General features: G+C 48.4%; 17 protein-coding genes. 12 read left to right on the forward strand and 5 right to left on the reverse strand.

Annotated elements, in window-relative coordinates:
• Positions 1 to 25: 25 nt before the first annotated feature.
• Positions 26 to 1,345, forward strand: a complete 1,320-nt coding sequence (locus tag AC58P7_RS25855; protein WP_497348099.1) for a deoxyguanosinetriphosphate triphosphohydrolase family protein — start codon at positions 26 to 28, stop codon at positions 1,343 to 1,345.
• Positions 1,346 to 1,497: 152 nt separating this feature from the next.
• Here AC58P7_RS25855 and AC58P7_RS25860 read toward each other — a convergent pair whose 3' ends face one another.
• On the reverse strand, positions 1,498 to 2,526 hold the full coding sequence (locus AC58P7_RS25860; RefSeq protein WP_497348100.1) for an alpha/beta hydrolase: 1,029 nt from the start codon (positions 2,524 to 2,526) through the stop codon (positions 1,498 to 1,500).
• A 297-nt stretch (positions 2,527 to 2,823) separates the two neighbouring features.
• Between AC58P7_RS25860 and AC58P7_RS25865 the strand changes: the two genes are divergently transcribed.
• The gene (locus tag AC58P7_RS25865; protein ID WP_497348102.1) at positions 2,824 to 3,567 is read left to right on the forward strand and encodes an IclR family transcriptional regulator; all 744 of its coding nucleotides are present in this window, start codon (positions 2,824 to 2,826) and stop codon (positions 3,565 to 3,567) included.
• A gap of 149 nt (positions 3,568 to 3,716) precedes the next feature.
• Positions 3,717 to 4,613: a cation diffusion facilitator family transporter gene (locus AC58P7_RS25870; RefSeq protein WP_497348104.1), complete on the forward strand. Its 897-nt coding sequence runs from the start codon at positions 3,717 to 3,719 to the stop codon at positions 4,611 to 4,613.
• A 352-nt stretch (positions 4,614 to 4,965) separates the two neighbouring features.
• On the opposite strand, the gene sleB is transcribed toward AC58P7_RS25870, so the two are convergent.
• Both sleB and acnA read right to left on the reverse strand, forming a co-directional pair.
• A complete protein-coding gene (gene sleB / locus AC58P7_RS25875) occupies positions 4,966 to 5,628 on the reverse strand; it encodes a spore cortex-lytic enzyme (RefSeq protein ID WP_497348106.1) in 663 nt (220 codons plus the stop codon).
• Between the two features lie 265 nt (positions 5,629 to 5,893).
• On the reverse strand, positions 5,894 to 8,614 hold the full coding sequence (acnA, locus tag AC58P7_RS25880; protein ID WP_497348108.1) for an aconitate hydratase AcnA: 2,721 nt from the start codon (positions 8,612 to 8,614) through the stop codon (positions 5,894 to 5,896).
• Positions 8,615 to 8,850: 236 nt separating this feature from the next.
• Here acnA and AC58P7_RS25885 point away from each other — a divergent pair, with 236 nt between their 5' ends.
• Genes AC58P7_RS25885 through AC58P7_RS25895 form a run of 3 tightly spaced genes read left to right on the forward strand, consistent with a single transcriptional unit; the run spans position 8,851 to position 11,373 of the window.
• Positions 8,851 to 9,873 carry an amidase domain-containing protein gene (locus AC58P7_RS25885; RefSeq protein WP_497348110.1) on the forward strand — a complete coding sequence of 341 codons (1,023 nt, stop codon included), beginning with the start codon at positions 8,851 to 8,853 and terminating at the stop codon, positions 9,871 to 9,873.
• A 38-nt stretch (positions 9,874 to 9,911) separates the two neighbouring features.
• Positions 9,912 to 11,048 (forward strand): D-alanine--D-alanine ligase, encoded by a 1,137-nt coding sequence (locus tag AC58P7_RS25890; RefSeq protein ID WP_497348112.1) that lies wholly within the window; start codon positions 9,912 to 9,914, stop codon positions 11,046 to 11,048.
• A 7-nt stretch (positions 11,049 to 11,055) separates the two neighbouring features.
• Entirely contained in the window at positions 11,056 to 11,373 is a 318-nt protein-coding gene (locus tag AC58P7_RS25895) for a hypothetical protein (RefSeq protein WP_497348114.1), read from the forward strand.
• Between the two features lie 88 nt (positions 11,374 to 11,461).
• Here AC58P7_RS25895 and AC58P7_RS25900 read toward each other — a convergent pair whose 3' ends face one another.
• On the reverse strand, positions 11,462 to 12,100 hold the full coding sequence (locus AC58P7_RS25900) for a DUF2238 domain-containing protein (protein ID WP_497348116.1): 639 nt from the start codon (positions 12,098 to 12,100) through the stop codon (positions 11,462 to 11,464).
• A 207-nt stretch (positions 12,101 to 12,307) separates the two neighbouring features.
• Between AC58P7_RS25900 and uvsE the strand changes: the two genes are divergently transcribed.
• From uvsE to AC58P7_RS25930, 6 genes are all read left to right on the forward strand, one after another.
• Positions 12,308 to 13,297, forward strand: a complete 990-nt coding sequence (uvsE, locus tag AC58P7_RS25905) for a UV DNA damage repair endonuclease UvsE (RefSeq protein ID WP_497348118.1) — start codon at positions 12,308 to 12,310, stop codon at positions 13,295 to 13,297.
• 97 nt (positions 13,298 to 13,394) lie between these two features.
• A complete protein-coding gene (gene fabI / locus AC58P7_RS25910; protein WP_497257337.1) occupies positions 13,395 to 14,165 on the forward strand; it encodes an enoyl-ACP reductase FabI in 771 nt (256 codons plus the stop codon).
• A 291-nt stretch (positions 14,166 to 14,456) separates the two neighbouring features.
• Positions 14,457 to 15,317, forward strand: coding sequence for an inositol monophosphatase family protein (locus tag AC58P7_RS25915; protein WP_497348120.1), 861 nt, complete (start codon positions 14,457 to 14,459; stop codon positions 15,315 to 15,317).
• Positions 15,318 to 15,519: 202 nt separating this feature from the next.
• On the forward strand, positions 15,520 to 16,485 hold the full coding sequence (locus AC58P7_RS25920) for a sugar kinase (protein WP_497348122.1): 966 nt from the start codon (positions 15,520 to 15,522) through the stop codon (positions 16,483 to 16,485).
• 61 nt (positions 16,486 to 16,546) lie between these two features.
• Complete coding sequence (locus tag AC58P7_RS25925) at positions 16,547 to 17,209, forward strand: bifunctional 2-keto-4-hydroxyglutarate aldolase/2-keto-3-deoxy-6-phosphogluconate aldolase (protein WP_497348124.1); 663 nt, start codon at positions 16,547 to 16,549, stop codon at positions 17,207 to 17,209.
• 71 nt (positions 17,210 to 17,280) lie between these two features.
• On the forward strand, positions 17,281 to 18,156 hold the full coding sequence (locus AC58P7_RS25930) for a DinB family protein (protein ID WP_497348126.1): 876 nt from the start codon (positions 17,281 to 17,283) through the stop codon (positions 18,154 to 18,156).
• Between the two features lie 523 nt (positions 18,157 to 18,679).
• Here AC58P7_RS25930 and AC58P7_RS25935 read toward each other — a convergent pair.
• On the reverse strand, positions 18,680 to 18,805 hold the full coding sequence (locus tag AC58P7_RS25935) for a DUF6254 family protein (RefSeq protein ID WP_497348128.1): 126 nt from the start codon (positions 18,803 to 18,805) through the stop codon (positions 18,680 to 18,682).
• Positions 18,806 to 18,942 lie beyond the last annotated feature (137 nt).

An 18,942-nucleotide genomic window follows, 5' to 3' on the forward strand; every position in this document is an offset into this window, starting at 1 on the left:
TAGAGGGGCTAGAGGAGGCAAACATATGAATAACATACGTAAATATCGGCCTGGTGAGGCAGCTTCCTCGAAATGGAGTGAAGAACGGGATGAATTTGAACGGGACTATGCAAGGTTGATTCAATCACCGACTTTTCGGCGTCTGCAAGGGAAGTCCCAGGTGTTCGGAGCGGGCTCGGGAGATTACTATCGGACGCGGTTGACACACTCCTTAGAGGTTGCACAGATTGCGCGAGAGGTAGCGAAGCGTTTAGAGCGGACGAATCCCTTTTTGAGCAAAAGAGAGCATCCAGGCCTGATCATTGATCCGACCGTGGTCGAGTGCGCATCCATTGCGCATGACTTCGGTCATCCGCCTTTTGGACATAAAGGTGAAGAAGTGCTTAATCACATCCTGATGAAGGATCACGGCTTGAAATACGAGGGCAATGCGCAAAACTTTCGAATTCTCATGTTTTTGGAAAAACGAGCAGGCAGCGAGAGCGGTCTAGATTTGACAGCAGCAGTGCTTCTCGGCATTAATAAGTATCCATTCCTCATCGAAGAAGAGGGGCGTCTTAAGGGTGTATACAGGGCGGAGTGGGACATCATTCGTGAGCTGCGTGACGCCTGGAAGATGCCGGTAGGCTGCTCCACTTTGGAAGCACAATTGATGGATCTATGCGATGATATTGCGTATTCCACACACGATATCGAGGATGGGATTCGCGCAGGTAAAATTCAAATGAACGCCACCTTCTTCGAGGATCAACGCTTAAGACGGCATCTCGTGATGGAGATTTTGAATGACCCGAATCAGCATAAATTCGGCTGGGAGCAAGTCGATATTGAGCAAATGGTGAGACGCGTGCTGTCTAATTATTTGGAGCAGTGGGAGCTTATATTTGCTGAGTGCAACCGCGAGGAATCCCGGACGCGCAGAGAGATGAAAGCTCGCTGGGTCAGCTCATTCGCTAGTCGCCTCGACATTATCGACGATACGGAACGCGGTTGGAAGAAGGTAGCCCTCGTCAAAGACGGGGCAGAGGATATGGACCTGCTGCGGACGATGGAAATCCTCAAGAAGCTGGCGTGGGTCACGCTGATCAAGGATTTCCGCGTCCTGCGCTTGCAAAAGCGCAGCGAGATCATCGTCGAGCGGCTCTGGGACAGCTTCATCGATCAGGAGAAGGGGCAGTGGATCATTCCACCCGACTGGATCGATAGCTATGAGCGGCGGAACAGCAATTGGAGCTGGCCGCGCTTCGTGGCAGACTATATCTCTGGCATGACCGACGCGTATGCGGAGAAGGTGTATGCGGAGCTGTTTGCGAGTAAATCAGGCTCGATTTATGAAATGGATTGAGTTGTGTGGAAGCCTTTCTACATCTAATTTAGCTTGATTCTCACGAGGATGACATGCAGAGAAGTTAAACTGGGGTAAGCGATGCTTACCTCTTTTTCGTCGTTGTAGCATGACAAACCACAAAAAAATACCGACCTCATAGGAGGTCGATTTTATAGGGAGGAGGGAATACCAGCGTTAACGTGCACGGATGCGGCGGATGGCTCGATACCGTTAAGGAAGTTCATCGTCCGGCTCACATACGTTTTAGGCTCAGCACGGTACAGAAGCTCATGCTGTGCATTAGGTAAAATCCATAGCTGAGAGGCGTTGTTGTGCTGCTGCTTGAACATTGCTTCGACCAAGACGTGGGGAGCTTTGTTGTCATTGGTGCCATGGATCATGAAGATTGGCATCTCGTAAGACGTTGTGGTGACTTTGGTAAAAGGAACCTCGTGTAAGCTCACCCCATTAAGCAAGGGGAAGAATAAGCGGACAAGCGGCAGAGAAGGGTACCTTGGTACGTGTACGACTTGATTCATATTTTGATAAAGGGTGTCCGAGTTCAGCAGAAATGTACTGTCTAGGATCATCCCTGAAATATCCCCGTTTTGTTGCAGAGCAGTTTGCAAAGCAGTGCCTGCCCCCATGGAAAAGCCCCAAATAAAGATCGAACCGCCATTTGTCCCTTTGATATAATCGATAGCGCCGAGCAACTCTTGGGATTCTTGAATACCGCCCGTCATGAGGCGATTACTGTTAGGGTTGACGTAGCCATAATCAAACATGAGCACATTGTATTGCTGTTTATGGAGCTCGCGGGCTAAGGTGTATAACGGAACCCATAGTTCTTCGCGATTGCCACCATAACCGTGGGAGAAAATGACTGTCTTACTCGACCCAGCAGCTGGGATGAACCAGCCGTCCAAGTTCGATTTGCCATTTTGACTCGGGAAGGATACGTTCGTATAAGGAAGATGTACGGCCTTCATCGGATTGGAATGAAGAGGCTCAATATGCGGCCTAGCCAAGGTCCAAGCAATGTAAGCATGGAAGATGAGAAGGATCGATGTGCCTAGAATTAATAAGGCTAAAAGTGTCGTGGTGATTAGCTTTTTCCTGTGTAAGAAAGGTTGCGTGATCACCTGACCAAGTGTGGGTTGAAGTGATCCAGTTACAGGATTTAGTGTTGTAGAAGACATCGATGTAGCCTCCCTCCGTGAAGTTGTGTATGTGAAATGCTGCTAGTTAGAGGTGTGAATCGTGAAGGGAGAGACAATTATTTAAATATTCTGATAAGTTTTTCCTTAATTCAATAGTATTCTGTATGCGCTTTCAAGTCAATGGAGATGCGCCATTTGTAAGCCTATTGTAACTGATCTGTAATAATGGGAAAAAGAGGTGTTTGACCTTTACGGGGTCGGGGAGTTTCGTTATACTGAACATAACAAGGTTTCATATAGTGAAACAGTTTGGCTCATGAAAGTGGTGTTCATCGAATGGAAGATGGCAAGCTGACCGTGCGTGCTGTTGAGCGCGCTTTAGATATTATGCTTTGTTTTACGGGGGCGTCCGAGTTGACGCTAACCGAAATTGCTTCTCGTGTTCAGCTTCACAAAAGCACGGTGCATCGCCTTCTAGCTTCCCTAGAAGGCAAGGGCTTCATCATGCGTGATGAAGCGACAGATAAGTACAGACTGGGTTACCGGCTATGGGAGCTCTCGGCTAACTTGTCCAAAGAAGGCGACCCAGGCATCATTCTGCTGCCTGAAATGGAACGACTGCGCGACCAGCTCGGCGAAACGATCTCGCTGTACGTGCAGGACGGCCTGGTGCGTGTACGCATCCAAGCCGTGCAGAGCAACCATGCCATTCGCCGAGTTGCCCCTGTCGGGGCGCGAATGCCGCTTTACGTCGGCGCCTCGAGCAAGGTGCTCGTCGCCTTCGCTGAGCAAGGGCTGCTGGAACGGCTTCTAGCTTCGGTCGATTGGCCGACAGGGCTAGACACGCAGGCGTACCTGCAGCAGCTCAACGACACCCGACGTGCGGGCTTCGCCACGAGCGTCGAAGAGCGCGAGCCAGGCGCGGCGGCTGTGTCCGCGCCGATTCTCGACCGCGGAGGTCGACTAGTCGCCGCCCTCGCGGTCTCGGGTCCAGCGAACAGGCTTACGCTGGAGCTGATGCAAGAGCAGGCGCCGACGATTATGGAGGCGGCGCGGCGCATGGGGACGATGCTGCGCTAGCGGCATTCGTCATTAACCCATCCGTCAACTATCTCGCTCCTCTCTTAAACGCGTATGCAACTTCCCACAACCTACCCACTCTCCCAAATCAGACGGATGCTTTGCCTCCAAAAGGCCATACTACATGTCGGAAGGGGAGTGGGCAAGTCATGAAGAAAACAGCCTCGATGCTGGCGATATGGATTAGCCTAGCCAGTAACATCGTGCTGACCGCGATCAAAATCATCGTCGGCCTCGTGTTCAACAGTCAAGTACTGATCGCCGACGGCATCCATAATGCAGGAGATGTTATAGCGACGGCAACCGCCTACAGTTCCATGCGCGTTTCCTCGAAACCAGCGGATGTGGATCATCCTTATGGGCACGGAAAGGCCGAGGTACTGGGCGCTTTTATTGTTGCCATCATTTTGGGCGGAGCCGCAATCTATATGGGCTATCACTCTATTCATGCCCTGTTCGAGCCGGCGGGCGAGGCGCATGTCATTGCTCTTTGTGCAGCGGTGATTTCGCTGATCTGGAAGCAAATCCTGCATGTCTATACGATGCGAATTGGGCGAAAACTCAATAGTAAAGGGCTGATTGCTACAGCCTACGACCATTTGGCGGACGTGTATGCCTCTATAGCGGCTTCTGTGGGGATCGGTTTAGCGTTGATCGGGGATCACTACAACATCAGCTACTTGGCGTATGGAGATCCGGTAGCGGGGATTATCGTCTCGTTCCTCGTATTGAAGCTCGCCTACGAAATGGGGAGCGAATCTTTCGATATTTTGATGGAGCGTAGTGTCAGTCCGGCTTATATCGAGCAATATGCCACGCTGATCCGTACTGTACCAGAGGTCAAACGGGTCGATCGTCTCCGTGCAAGGGAGCATGGCCATTACATATTAGTTGATGCTAGACTTGGCGTTTCGGGCAAACTGACGATTCAAGAAGGTCACGACATCATCCGAACGATTAAGCATAAAATTAAAGAAGCCCATAGCGATGTGGATGAGGTGTTGGTGCACTTAAATCCGTGGTATGAAGAACAAGCTGACGCATGAGTTGTGCGTTAGCTTTTTTTCTTTGGTATCTTATCATTTCCATACACGAATTCTGGCTATTATTTACAATTCATTCTAGAAGACAACGGGGACGGAACCACGACACTCATCGGCACGAGCTGGTATGACTTGAAAGTGAAGCCATCTCTCTATTTCGATATGTGGACACAAAGCATTATTCGCAACGTTCATCTCGAGGTTATGGCGCACATGAAAGAGTTAGAGGAACAAGCGTAACAGCCAGTCTTCCTGTGAACAAAAAACACCTCTACTCGAGATCGCAGCATTAGCGACTTCGGTTAGAGGTGTTTTCCTTCTTCCTTCTTATAACATGTTCTTCAAGCTTCACAGTTTACTTCGCAAAAATGTGGTTCCCAATCTGTACGGTCTGCTGACGTGTCCAGATCCATGAGCTTGTCGCTGTTTTCGGGTTGAAATAATACAGCGCACCACCAGTTGGATCCCAACCACGCACAGCTTCTAAGGCCGCTTTGTAGGCCTCGCTATCTGGCGTTAGCTTGTATTGGCCATCACTGACTGCTGTAAAAGCACCAACCTCGAACACGATGCCTTCAATGGTATTCTCGAACTGGCTTGATTTCAAACGGTTCATAACGACAGCTCCAACTGCGACTTGACCTACATAAGATTCACCGCGGGCTTCACTGTAAATGACCTTTGCCAGCATATCGAGCTCGGCTTGATTCACCGTGAATTTACGTAAATATTCCCACGTATTCGCTCCGACGATCCCATCCACGCTCAGTCCATAATTCGTTTGAAAATTACGAACCGCCGCGGCTGTAATTGGACCATATTTTCCATCTATAGAAGGCTCATATAAGCCTAATGTTTTTAGTCGGAATTGAGCGTCCCAAACATCGCCATTTTGTGTACCTTGTTTTAAAGTAGTAGCTCCTGCTGCGGATACCTTCGGGCTCCACGTTCCTGCATTCATCCCTAAACCAAAGGAAGCTACAAGTGCGACTACGATAAGTTTTTTAATCAACCTCATCTTCATCTCCCCTTTCGCTCCTCTCAGTATAGGTGCCTAGATAGGTCATCTCAACACGCAGTTTTTGGAAATGTAAGTCAATCCCTTGGGGCAGTAAGGGCCAAGCAGGGTGCATTTTTGTTCAAAATGACCGAAATCACGCTCTAATTTTCCCATAAATATGTAAAAAGCCCGAGACTGCCATGAAGGCAATCCCGAGCTTTTTTTGGGTTATTCTGGTATGAAGATCTTAGTTGTGTGTGTGTTTTGCTAGTTGTTCTAAAATTTAGTTTTTGTTCTCAGCAAGAATGGAACGAAGAACGGTTTGCAGGATACCACCATTACGGTAGTAGTCTACATCTACCAAGCTATCCAAACGCACAAGAGCTGTGAATTCGAAGCTTGTGCCATCTTCGCGAGTTGCTGTTACTTTTACGGAAGAACCTGGTTGAACATCGTTGCTCAAACCAGTGATGTCGAATGTTTCACGACCCGTAATACCTAGCGTTTTCCAGCTTTCGCCGTTAACGAATTGAAGTGGAAGAACACCCATTCCAACAAGGTTACTGCGGTGAATACGCTCGAAGCTTTCAGCGATTACGGCTTTAACGCCTAGCAAGAATGTACCTTTTGCTGCCCAGTCACGGGAGCTTCCAGTTCCGTACTCTTTACCTGCAATAACGACAAGGTTTTGGCCTTCAGCTTGGTACTTCATGGAAGCATCGTAGATGGACTCCACTTCGCCAGTTGGCAAGTAAGTTGTAACGCCGCCTTCTGTACCTGGAGCCACTTGGTTACGAATACGAATGTTCGCGAACGTACCGCGCATCATCACTTCGTGGTTACCACGACGGGAACCGTAGGAGTTGAAGTCTTCTCTTTTAACACCATGGTTGATCAAGTATTGGCCTCCAGGGCTGTCAACTTTGATGTTACCAGCAGGGGAGATGTGATCCGTTGTTACGGAATCGCCCATAAGTGCTAGTGTTTTTGCGCTGCGAATATCTGCGATATCATCAAGAACTGTGCCCAGGTCTGTGAAGAACGGAGGCTCTTGGATGTATGTGGAGTTCGTGTCGAACTCATACAGATCGCCTTCTGGAATTTGAATTTGGTTGAAACGCTCATTCGCACGGAATACATTGCTGTATTTGTCGCGGAACATGTCAGGGCTCATGGCTACGTTAAGAGCATCTTGAATCTCTTGGTTTGTAGGCCAGATGTCTTTCAAGTAGACAGGTTGATCATTTTGGTCGTAACCGATTGGATCTTTCGCCAAGTCGATGTTTACAGTACCTGCAAGAGCATAAGCAACAACGAGCGGAGGTGATCCCAGGTAGTTTGCTTTTACTTGCGCATGTACGCGGCCTTCAAAGTTACGGTTACCGGAGATAACTGCAGCAACAGTCATATCGTTGTCGATAATCGCTTTGCTTACTTCGTCTGGAAGCGGACCAGAGTTACCGATACAAGTCGCACAGCCGTAACCCGCAACGTGGAAGCCAAGAGCTTCTAGGGACTCAAGCAAGCCTGCTTTAATCAAGTACTCAGTAACAACAAGGGAACCTGGTGTCAAAGAGCTTTTTACGAACGCTGGTTTTTTCAAACCAAGTGCTACCGCTTTTTTCGCTACAAGTCCAGCACCGATCATAACGCTTGGGTTGGATGTGTTTGTACAGGAGGTAATAGCCGCGATAACAACTGCGCCAGTACCCATTTTGACGGTTTCGCCACCTGGATAAACAACATCAACAACTTCAGCCACTTTCTCTTCAGTCAAGCCGTAGCCGCCTTTTTCGATCGGTGTACGGATGATAGCGTTGAAAGATTCTTTCATGTTTGTAAGCTCAACGCGATCTTGCGGACGTTTAGGACCAGCTAAGCTAGGAACTACCGTGCTAAGATCAAGCTCAAGAACGTCTGTGAACACTGGATCTGGCGTGCTGTCTGTGCGGAACATGCCTTGTGCTTTGTAGTAAGCCTCAACAAGCGCAATTTGATCTTCCTCACGGCCAGTAGCTCTCAAGTAGTTCAAAGTTTCGTTATCAACAGGGAAGAAACCGATTGTTGCGCCGTACTCAGGAGCCATGTTTGCAACCGTTGCACGGTCAGCCAAGGAGATGTTGCTTAGACCAGGACCGAAGAACTCAACGAATTTACCAACAACGCCTTTTTTACGCAAAATTTGTGTAACTGTCAATGCCAAGTCAGTCGCTGTAGCGCCTTCTGCCAATTGACCAGTCAATTTGAAACCAACTACGTCTGGAGCTACGAAGTATAGAGGTTGACCAAGCATACCAGCTTCTGCTTCGATACCGCCAACGCCCCAACCTACAACACCAAGACCATTGATCATTGTTGTATGGGAGTCTGTACCTACCAGGGAATCTGGGTACACAACAGTTTCGCCGTCGATTGTTTTCGTTGCAGCAACAGATGCCAAGTACTCCAAGTTAACTTGGTGAACGATACCTGTTGAAGGTGGCACTGCACGGAAGTTATCGAATGCTGTTTGTGCCCAACGCAAGAAACGGTAACGCTCTTCGTTTCTTTCGAATTCTAAGTTAATGTTCATGTCGAGTGCATCCGGGGATCCGAAAGCATCAACCATGACAGAGTGGTCAATTACAAGATCTACAGGAACAAGCGGGTTGATACGTTTAGGATCTCCGCCTTCACGAGCCATTGTCGCACGCATTGCCGCAAGGTCAACGACGACAGGGACACCCGTGAAATCTTGAAGAACGATACGAGCTGGAATGAAAGGAATTTCTTTGTTCTCATCGCGGCCTTGAGCCCAACCAGCGATTTGTTTTACGTGCTCACTTGTAATTGCGCGACCGTCGAATTGACGAATCGCAGCTTCAAGCAAAACGCGGATGGAAACAGGAAGATTGTTAATTGTACCATGACCTTGGCTTTCAAAGTCAGGAAGGCTGTAATACTGGAACGATTTCGTGCCGACAGTTAACTGCTTACGCACAGAAAAAGAGTCCTTATTGGACATAGGTAGTTCCTCCTCAAATAATATAATATCTAACCATGCCATCAAATTTCATCTAGTGAAACTCGATTTCATAATTCCCTCTACCTCAAGTATAGCGCTTCGCCCCGTGTGAGTAAAGATTAATTTCAATCATTTTTACCGTCAAAATGTCATATATTGAATCAATTCAAAGCAATTCGGGCTTGTCCTGCCTAAACCTATAAATACCTTAATAAAAGCTAAGGAGGTATACCAAGATGTCCTGGAAAACAGCGCTCTACAATTACGTTCATGCGAAAAATCAGGCTGAGCTTGAAGGCTCGTCTGCACCCTTGGAAGCATTTGTCTTGGACAGCGCTTATGTACGGAAACAGGATGTCAAGGTACGAAGGCTCCTGAACAATTACCGAGATCGCGATGCTAAGCTGCTGCGGGGAGAGACGAAGCTTCGTCTTTTAGGTGTTAAGGAATTGCCATATGGCATTATTGCCGATATACAGCTGCATCGATTTTTATACTATCAAATTGGTTCCATAGAACATCAGGAGGAGCGCATAGAGTCAGAACGTGTAATTATCGAGAATGGAGCTTCAAGCTGGAAGGTCCAGAGTGCGGAGCTTTTACAAGGCGAAAAGACCCATCCCAGCCGGGGGCGCAGCTTCCATTTGTCAGAGAATGAAACGTTTATAGACACCAAGCGCAGCTCACCTTCTCTTCCTTATATCAATCCTAGTATACGCAATACGAGTGGTCTGGAATCCGTTCATCGCAAAATCATTTATAATCGCCCCAAAGCCGTCCAATATGCGGAAACTTGGTGGCAAAAACCGAATCCAAGATATGAGTATTTCGAAGTAGATTGTACGAATTATGTCTCGCAATGCCTCTTTGCAGGCGGGGCTCCAATGGACTATACTGGGAAAAGGGATTCAGGCTGGTGGTATTCTGGTAAAAAAGGACATCAGGAGCTCTGGAGCTATAGTTGGGCTGTGGCCAACAGCTTACATCATTATTTAGCACGTCCCCATATGCATGGTTTGACAGGCACGGAAGTTGGAGATCCACGGGAGCTTCAACCAGGAGATACCATTAGTTACGATTGGGATGGCGATGGCCGCTTCCAGCACAACACGATTGTTATAGGTAAAGATGCCAATGGGATGCCGCTCGTTAATGCGCATACCTTTAATAGCCGCAATCGTTATTGGGCATATAAGGATTCACCTGCTTGGTCGGAAAGGACGAAGTACGTGTTTATTCATGTTGCTGATGAAATGTAAGTAGCATAGAAATTGTAAATACTAGACGGAGGTACGTAATGAGCCGCAAAATACGAATTGGATTAATTTATGGAGGGAAATCCGGTGAGCATGACGTGTCTTTGCAAACAGCATTGGCAGTTATGAAGGCCGTGGATTTCACGAAATACGAGATTACACCTTTTTACATATCCAAAAAAGGAGAGTGGAGAAGTGGCGCGCCTCTTCTAGGTCCTGCCCAATCCAAGGAAGTGCTGACCTTCAGTACAGGGGACGCTGGAGCGCCAGCTTCGAACGCATTGGCGCCGATTTTTGGCGCTATTCAAACGAAGGGCGATGTGGCTGTTTCAACAGTAAATGGAGCTGAAGACGTTGGCTTAGACGTTGTGTTCCCCCTTTTACACGGAACTTTCGGGGAAGATGGTACGATTCAAGGGCTTTTGGAAATGGCTAATATCCCTTATGTGGGTGCTGGCGTACTGGCATCTGCAGTAGGCATGGATAAAGTCATGATGAAAAAGGTGTTCGCACAGGAAGGGCTTCCTCAGTGCATTTTCCGTCATTTTACACGCACGGAGTGGGATAAGAACCGTGAATATCATCTCGTTGAGCTGGAAACAGTGATCGGCTACCCATGTTTCGTAAAGCCGGCTAACTTAGGCTCAAGCGTAGGGATTTCCAAAGCGAGAAATCAAGAGGAGCTTATCGCCGCGGTAGCTTTTGCCTTCCAATATGATCGCAAAGTTATTATTGAAGAGAATATCGATGCCCGCGAAATCGAGGTTGCCGTTCTGGGGAACGATGAGCCCATCGCTTCCGTCGTGGGTGAAATCGTATCTTCAAACGAATTCTACGATTACAAAGCTAAGTATCTAGACGGCAAATCAGCGATGATTATCCCGGCAGAAATCTCTGAAGAGATATCGAATGAAGTTAGACAGCTGGCGACCCGTGCGTTCTTAGCAGTAGACGGCAGCGGCTTGTCGCGTGTGGACTTCTTCCTAGGTAAAACCGATCAGAAGATCTACATCAATGAAATTAATACGATGCCTGGCTTCACGCCATTCAGTATGTATCCGCTGCTCTGGCAAGAAACAGGTAAACCTTATAAAGAGTTGCTAGATGATCTTATTCGCTTGGCGCTTGAGCGTCATGCAGCTAAGCAAAATATCCAATATTCTTTCGATGCGGAGTAGATGAGCCATGGGTTTTCAAACAGAATTCAATTCAGTTTGTAAGTTTAAGTCCGAACAGGAGCTCTACGAGCTGCTGGAATATGGCCGCGGCAAAATGGTGAAGAGCGGCTTCCGCGTTTTCCCAACGGGTCAGAAGGTCATCGCGTACACGCCTGAGAACCAGGCGATCGCTATCGTACGTATCGTGGCTTCCATCGCAGAAATCAATTTCCAAGGTGAAGAAGTCACACAGGTTGAGATGGAGCTCATCCGTCGATTGACGGAGGAAGAGTCTCGCATTCAAACCTCGCTTGCTTATGAGATGTTTTTCGGAGAGCAAGCTTAAGGTAAATAGAGTAGCACCGTCCATTGGGCGGTGTTTTTTTATGCAGGAAGCTCAAATACAAGTATAACGTTGAAGATTTACCTCGAGATTATTGACTTGTTTTCACTTCTTTCCGCCACGAGATCCATGCAAGAATCCCCATTGAAATAACGGCTCCGGCTAATCCAAGTCCCATGTCTTTTTGAGTGTCGAAGACATCCCCCTGCAGACCGACATAATCTTCGCCAATTTGTCCAGCTACAAGGGCAGCGCACATTTCTATGATTTCGAAAAAGGCGCTAAAACTGAAGACAACTGACACAGGAATGGCATATGACCAAAAATGAGGCTGTGAAATTGCCCGTATCCGTGTTAACAATTCACGGACGGGATACGCCCAGAAAAAACCGAACGCGAAATGAACGACCCGATCGTAGTAGCTTCTCTTGGTATGATACGAAGCTTTCAGCCACATGTCGAAAGGTGTACCTTGATAGGTATAATGAGCCCCGTAGGTATGTGAGCAAAGAAAAATAAACATGAGCAAATAGGAAAAGTTGGAGAATCGGAATTTTTTATACGTAAAAGCAAGGAAAAGCACTACACCAATGGGAAGTAAGTTTTCCAAAAGCCATTGAATCCTGTTTGTCGGTGAGATAGACATGAATCCCCAATACACAGAGAATACGAAGATCATCAAGTGCAGAGGCCAATTGCGGGAAAACGGTATGTCCGGACTGGTCAACATGTTTGTCCTTTCCTGAGAAATAGAATATTAAACACTTTGTTACATCTACATAGTGTTCTCACTTTGATCCTAAACATGAATAAACGAATAAGTGAACGCAGGCTTGCCGCACACATGAGTGGGAATCGGAACTCTGTATGTGCACCTACCCACTAGGGTAACCTATTCCTAATATCGTCCAAAAAAACCTAAAGGAGAACCTTGCCCATGCTCATTCGCCTCGGATACGTGGCCATGTCAACTGTGGTTAAAAATGCATCCCCGTCCAAGACGATGACGGCTACGAACTTCAGCAAGCTGCTCGATCGCGAGGCAGCCATCCGTAAGCTGCAGCGGATTGGCGCTGAGAACTTACATAACACACTTCGCCTACTCAAGCATAATCGTGCCCATGACATCATGGTTTTTCGATTCTCCTCGCGATTTATCCCGCTTGTTGGTCATGAGATGCTGGGCGAGTGGGATCCGATTCCTGCGCTATCGGCTGAATTTGAGGAGCTTGGCAGCTATGCCAAGCAAAATGGCATGCGCGTCAGCTTTCATCCGGATCACTTCACCGTTCTCAGCACGTCGAGGAAGGATATGCTGCAGAAATCCGTCGAAGATTTGGAGCGTCACACCGCCATGCTGAACGCCATGGGCCTCGGGATGGAGGCTATGTGCAACATCCATGTCGGCGGCTCCTACGGAGATAAAATAAAGTCCGCGGAACGATTTATACAGAACTTCAAAGCGCTGCGCCTCCCGATCCAGCAACGGATCACACTCGAAAATGACGACAAAACCTTCAACGCTTTAGAAACGCTTGAGATTGCTGAGGAAGTCGATGTCCCGATGGTGCTTGACGTTCATCACCATGCCGTCAATAACAATGGGGAGGACGCTACGGAGCTATGGCCTCGTATTCAGGAGACGTGGCTAACACGCGCTCGCTTGCATTTGGATGAGGCATCAGCCTCGCTGCCCCCGAAGATTCACGTTTCCAGCCCCAAAAGCGAAACGGAACCAAGAAGTCACGCCGACTATGTCGAGGTGGGGCCCTTATTTGCGTTTCTCAAGGCGATAGCCCCAATCACACCGAAGCTGGATATTATGATCGAAGCGAAGATGAAGGATGGTGCACTATTTAAGCTTATGGAGGACCTTAAGGAGCAAGAAGGCGTAACTGCCCTCGATCAAGCGTCCATACAGCTCTAATCCCATATTTTGCTTGAAATGTTGGACAAAATGGGGTAGTTTGGAGAGTGGGAATGAACGACTAACCATGCCATTGTGAGAGGGGCTTCTACTAACCATGAGTCAATTGTTAAACGGAAAAAATATACTTGTAATGGGTGTTGCCAATGACCGTAGTATCGCTTGGGCCATTGCACAATCTTTAGCCGCACAAGGCGCAAACTTGGTGTTCACGTTCGAAAATGAGCGCGTAGAGGAACGCGTACGCAAGCTGGCTGACACGATTCCAGGCTCAACTTTGATGCCTTGTAACGTAACTGTAGATGCGGAGATTGATACGCTGGCATCCGCACTTAAAGAGAAATTCGGTGTGGTGCACGGTCTTGTACATAGTATTGCTTTTGCTAAAACAGAAGAGCTGGACGGGCTGTTCGTTGATACATCACGTGATGGCTTCGCGCTTGCGCATGACATCAGCGCATACTCTCTAGTCGCAGTATCCAAGCGCATTTATCCGCTTATGACAGAAGGCGGAAGCATCATGACAATGACATATCTGGGCGCAGAACGCGCTATGAAGAACTACAATGTCATGGGCGTTGCCAAAGCTGCGCTTGAAGCCAGCGTTCGCTACTTGGCAGCAGATCTTGGCCAATATGGCATTCGCGTAAACGGCATTTCCGCAGGTCCAATTCGTACCTTAGCGGCCAAAGGGATCAAGGATTTCAACTCCATCCTGCGTCAAGTCGAAGAGAAGGCTCCACTCCGTAAAACAACGGATACAGCAGAAGTTGGCGACACAGCGATGTTCTTGATGAGTAACCTGTCCCGCGGTATCACGGGCGAAGTTATTTATGTAGACGGCGGGTACCACATCGTTGGTATTTAAGTGAAAAGGTCTTATTTTCATAGATCAAAGAAGAAAGAAATCCGTACGGCCTTGGTGCTGTTACGGTTTTTTTTCGCATATTTCCAAATATGAGGATTTATATGTTACACACGATAAGTTGGCTATATTTCTAGATAAACGCTCCGTCCAATAGGACGGTGTAGCCGTTTATTTTGGCGCCAATGTGAAAATGTACGAATAATTTAGGATGAAACGCACTAGTATTAGAAACGTATAATTTACTATACTTAACGTATTATCTAAATTAATGAAAAGAAAGAGTTGATATATATGGTACATGGTGAGACGGAAACCTTCGTTGTAGGGAGCAAAAGTTTTACAGCTGTAGCCATTAATACGGCAGCGAAAGCAGGGCAATGGATCAAGACCAAGCTCGGAGACATTAATCATGTGGGGACGAAGTACTCCACGCAAGACCTCGTGACAGAGGTTGATAAAGGTTCAGAAAAGCTGATACGCAATCTGATTATGACGCATTTCCCTGACCATTCCATCCTTGGAGAGGAAGGCGTGGAGCCAGGTCCGGAGGCGTCAGCCAAAGCACTGCAAGAGATGAGCGACGAGGAGTATCTTTGGATCGTGGATCCCATCGATGGGACAACGAACTTCGTGCACGGGTTCCCATTTTACTCGGTATCGATTGCGCTAGCACATAAGGGTGAAGTTATCGTAGGTGTTGTTTACGACCCATCACGCGACGAACTGTTCGTTGCCGAGAAAGGGAAGGGCGCGTACATGCACGGTAAAAAGACAGAGGTCTCCGAAGATGAGACGCTTCTCGGTAGTTTAATTGCAACCGGGTTCCCTGCTGATCGTGATGGGGCTTTACCAATTAATTTGAAGGGTGTTGGGGCGCTGTCGCCAAAAGTTCGTAACATCCGTGTGGCAGGCTCTGCTGCGCTGCATTTGGCTTATGTCGCTGCTGGACGCCTTAGCGGCTTTTGGGAAATCGGCCTCAATGCGTGGGACATTGCTGCCGGTGCCTTGCTCATACAAGAGTCAGGCGGTCGTGTAACGGATACGGAAGGTAAGCCTTATCACTTGGGTGTCCGGAATGTATTGGCGTCGAATGGACGCATTCATGAGGAGTTTCAGCATGAGCTGGCTGTGGCCGAAGCGACAGGGTTATGAAAATAAACAAACCTCTTGCATGGTCGTTCTTAAAGGAATGATCGCGCAAGAGGTTTTTTCCTCTATTTGGAAATGACACACCCCTTCGTAAAAGTCTGGTGAAATCCGTCCAAATCCACTATAATATGAAATATCTCATTTATTTAAACGTTTCAATTAACGGGACACGCGATGTCGTGATCGGAATGGATGGAGTGCTTCTATGTCGATAAATACAGGATCAGGACCAGATATTATAACGTTTGGAGAAACAATGGCACTGCTGATGCCTTCAGGCGGTAAGGGCTTAGAGTACTCCTCGGAGTTACACAGCTTGTTTGGGGGTGCAGAAAGCAACGTAGCGATTGGCATTTCACGCCTTGGCGGCAGCGTTGGCTGGTTCGGTAGGTTGGGCAAGGATCCGCTAGGCCGTATGATTTTCAAAAGAATCCGTGGTGAAGGCGTCGATGTTTCCCGTGCGGAATTGACTGCTGAGGCGCCAACAGGGCTCATGATGCGTGAAGTGATGATGGGCAAAACGTCCGTCTACTACTACCGCAAAAACTCAGCAGCTAGTCGGATGAGCAAGAGTCATTTGGATGAAGCGTATATTGCTGGGGCTAAAATATTGCATATAACCGGTATCACTCCGGCACTAAGTGAGTCATGCAGAGAGGCCGCTTTTGAGGCTGTCCGCTTGGCACGTAAACACGGCGTGAAGGTCAGCTTTGACCCGAATTTGCGCCTCAAGCTGTGGAGCATCGAACAGGCACGTCCTGTGCTGCTTGAGCTGGCGAAGCTGTCAGACATTTTCTTGCCAGGTTTGGATGAGCTAAAGCTGCTGTACCAAACAGAGGACTGGGATGTTATCGTGAGCAAGCTCCGCGAATTATCGGCGGTTTCCATTGTCAAAGGTGGAGAAGACGTGACGTATGTCGTGACGGCTGATACCATTACAACAGTGCCTTATTTCAAAGCAGAACATGTGATTGATACCGTGGGTGCAGGCGATGGGTTTTGTGCAGGCTTTTTGGTTGGCGTGCTAAAGGCTTATGAATACCCTGAGGCTGTTCGTATCGGGAATTTAGTAGGCTCCATGATCGTACAGACCGAAGGCGATTGGGAAGGCGCTCCGACGTGGGAGCAAGTGGACGCGGTCCTTAACGACATTAAACATATAGAACGCTAATTACTCGGATATATAGGATAAAATAACTCATACATGCTTGCACATAGAAGGGAAGATCGTTGTGAAAAAAATTAAATTACTTCAGCAAATTACAAATGAGGGTGTTGTTGCCGTACTGCGCGGTGAAACGCCAGAAGAAGTCGTCGAAATGGCGGATCAAGCCATCGCCGGTGGGATCAAAGTCATCGAAGTCACGATGACCGTGCCTTTCGCGCTGCGCGCGATCGAGGAGCTTGCGAAGCGCTACTCGAGCACAGCGAAGGACGCGTCCAAGTACGCGATCATCGGGGTGGGCACAGCCCTTGATCCCGAAACGGCGCGTGCCGCGATCTTGAGCGGGGCCGAGTTCGTAGTCGGCCCGTCCTTGAACCCGAACACGGTTACGCTATGCAACCGGTATCGTGTACCCGTCATGCCAGGGTGCATGACGATCGCTGATATCCAAGCCGCGCTAGAGCTTGGCGTGGATATCGTGAAGCTCTTCCCGGGTAATCTCTACTCCCCGGCGATGATTAAGGCCATTAAAGGTCCGCTGCCACAGGCGAACATTATGCCAACCGGCGGGGTGTCGCTGAGCAACCTCGGCGAGTGGATCCAGGCCGGCGCAGTTGCCGTCGGCATCGGCTCCGATTTGACCAGCGAAGCGGTCAAAACAGGCAACTACAGCCTTGTCGCCAAGAAGGCTGCTCAATATATCGAGGCCTACCAAGCGGCCAAGAAGTAGGCATGGGACGTACGCTTCGTCGAAATTAGGACGGAGCGTATTTTTTTGTGCGGAAATGGAGGGTGTGATATATGAAGCAGGGCAGGGCTAGGATTTTGCTGAGCGTGGAAAATTTCGAGGCTTCGTTAGCTTATTATAGGAGTCAGCTGGGATGGGAAGTGATTGAACTAGCTGAAAAGGGCTGTGCCGCATGGCTGTACATTGGCGGAACAGAGGATGAGGCGGTGTTGATCGCTGTAGGAGAAGCTGAGGAGCAATTACAGTTCTACTTGAATCGATGGTTGCAGCCAAATCACACATCCCCTCAATCAGGGGGCCTTGTGTACATGGGCGTTCCCTCCGTGGCTGAGGTGGAGATAAATTTACGCTCCAACGGCTGTCGTGCTGCAATGACGAGTCATGAAGAGCAGGGACACATTCGTGAACTGCATGTGCCTACCATAGACGGGTACACGTTGGTGTACTGGGAGGAACTGTTTCCCTCCGATAGTGACATTATGCTGATGTTCGAAGGGGGAGCGGCCGAGCTGGAGAAGGCGATAGAAGGCTTGTCCGAGACTCAACTCAGCATAAGAGAAGTGCAAGGGAAATGGTCGATTCGTGAGCATGTGTTGCATCTGATTGACTTGGAGCTAGTTGCCATGCACAAACTGAAATTTGCTCTGGCCGAGCCTGGACGGATGTACCAAGGCAATTCATTTCAACCCGATGATTGGCAGCGAGGACTAGCGTATGAAGCGAGACCGGTTGTGAACGAAGTACAACTATTCCGAGCGGCCAGAGGGCACATTATTGGCATGTGCAAACATCTTCCAGATGCGCTAAGGCGAACCATTCAAACAATCAATCGAGAAGAGAGCGTTGCCCAATTGCTCAAAATGATGGCGGGACATGCAAATCATCACATCCGCGCCGTAAAACGAATACGTGAAAAGCATGGTTGCTAGAGTCTACTCATAGACTGTGCTGCGCTATTCGGACTATCCCCTTCACTCAGAATCCAGCAAGCTGTCGGCCGACCTTAGCCTAGGGGATAGTGTCAATAGCTCAAAGCAGTGAGAACTATCCCCACGACTCAGGCTCGGGAAAAATGTCGGTCATCCTGAGCTTAAGGGATAGTGTCAACAGCTCAAAGCAGTGAGCACTATCCCCACGACTCAGGCTCGGGAAAAATGTCGGTCATCCTGAGCTTAAGGGATAGTGTCAATAGCTCAAATCAATGAGCACTATCCCCAAGTCTCAGACTCCAACAAGTTGTCGACCGCCCTGAGCTTAAGGGATAGTGCCAATAGCTTAAAGCAATGAGCACTATCCCCAACTCTCAGAATCCAGCAAGTTGTCGGCCATCATGAACTCAAGCGGCACGAGCATGGCCAAAACACAAAGAACCCGCAGACCTTGTTTCCGTGGAAACAGGTGAACGGGCTCTTTGTGTTGGTCCCTCTAACGTGTGGGAGGAGAGGGGATTACTTACTTATTGTTTTCCGCTTCATACTCGCTGGCGAATTCAGCCAGGGCTTTCACCTTACCATGTGGATGTTGAGCTTGTTTACGACCCTTCCATGCAGCTTCTTCGCGGCGTTTTGAGTGGCTCATCGCTTAAAACCTCCTCTGGCATGCGGATGGTGTTGCACTAATAAAATGCGATACATGAGCGTATTTTATGCAACAAATAGTCCATCTCTTACGAAAAAAGCTCCACCAGACCAATGAAGGTCGGGTGGAGCTTTAAA

Source organism: Paenibacillus sp. J22FR5, assembly GCF_059691975.1.

What these genes read in the sequence shown, in the direction of transcription:
- AC58P7_RS25860 (WP_497348100.1), bottom strand. Translation starts at nt 2,526, where the DNA reads ATGTCTTCTACAACACTAAATCCTGTAACTGGATCACTTCAACCCACA.
- AC58P7_RS25865 (WP_497348102.1), top strand. Translation starts at nt 2,824, where the DNA reads ATGGAAGATGGCAAGCTGACCGTGCGTGCTGTTGAGCGCGCTTTAGAT.
- AC58P7_RS25930 (WP_497348126.1), top strand. Translation starts at nt 17,281, where the DNA reads ATGAAGCAGGGCAGGGCTAGGATTTTGCTGAGCGTGGAAAATTTCGAG.
- AC58P7_RS25870 (WP_497348104.1), top strand. Translation starts at nt 3,717, where the DNA reads ATGAAGAAAACAGCCTCGATGCTGGCGATATGGATTAGCCTAGCCAGT.
- sleB (WP_497348106.1), bottom strand. Translation starts at nt 5,628, where the DNA reads ATGAGGTTGATTAAAAAACTTATCGTAGTCGCACTTGTAGCTTCCTTT.
- AC58P7_RS25900 (WP_497348116.1), bottom strand. Translation starts at nt 12,100, where the DNA reads ATGTTGACCAGTCCGGACATACCGTTTTCCCGCAATTGGCCTCTGCAC.
- fabI (WP_497257337.1), top strand. Translation starts at nt 13,395, where the DNA reads ATGAGTCAATTGTTAAACGGAAAAAATATACTTGTAATGGGTGTTGCC.
- AC58P7_RS25855 (WP_497348099.1), top strand. Translation starts at nt 26, where the DNA reads ATGAATAACATACGTAAATATCGGCCTGGTGAGGCAGCTTCCTCGAAA.
- acnA (WP_497348108.1), bottom strand. Translation starts at nt 8,614, where the DNA reads ATGTCCAATAAGGACTCTTTTTCTGTGCGTAAGCAGTTAACTGTCGGC.
- uvsE (WP_497348118.1), top strand. Translation starts at nt 12,308, where the DNA reads ATGCTCATTCGCCTCGGATACGTGGCCATGTCAACTGTGGTTAAAAAT.
- AC58P7_RS25915 (WP_497348120.1), top strand. Translation starts at nt 14,457, where the DNA reads ATGGTACATGGTGAGACGGAAACCTTCGTTGTAGGGAGCAAAAGTTTT.
- AC58P7_RS25920 (WP_497348122.1), top strand. Translation starts at nt 15,520, where the DNA reads ATGTCGATAAATACAGGATCAGGACCAGATATTATAACGTTTGGAGAA.
- AC58P7_RS25935 (WP_497348128.1), bottom strand. Translation starts at nt 18,805, where the DNA reads ATGAGCCACTCAAAACGCCGCGAAGAAGCTGCATGGAAGGGTCGTAAA.
- AC58P7_RS25895 (WP_497348114.1), top strand. Translation starts at nt 11,056, where the DNA reads ATGGGTTTTCAAACAGAATTCAATTCAGTTTGTAAGTTTAAGTCCGAA.
- AC58P7_RS25890 (WP_497348112.1), top strand. Translation starts at nt 9,912, where the DNA reads ATGAGCCGCAAAATACGAATTGGATTAATTTATGGAGGGAAATCCGGT.
- AC58P7_RS25885 (WP_497348110.1), top strand. Translation starts at nt 8,851, where the DNA reads ATGTCCTGGAAAACAGCGCTCTACAATTACGTTCATGCGAAAAATCAG.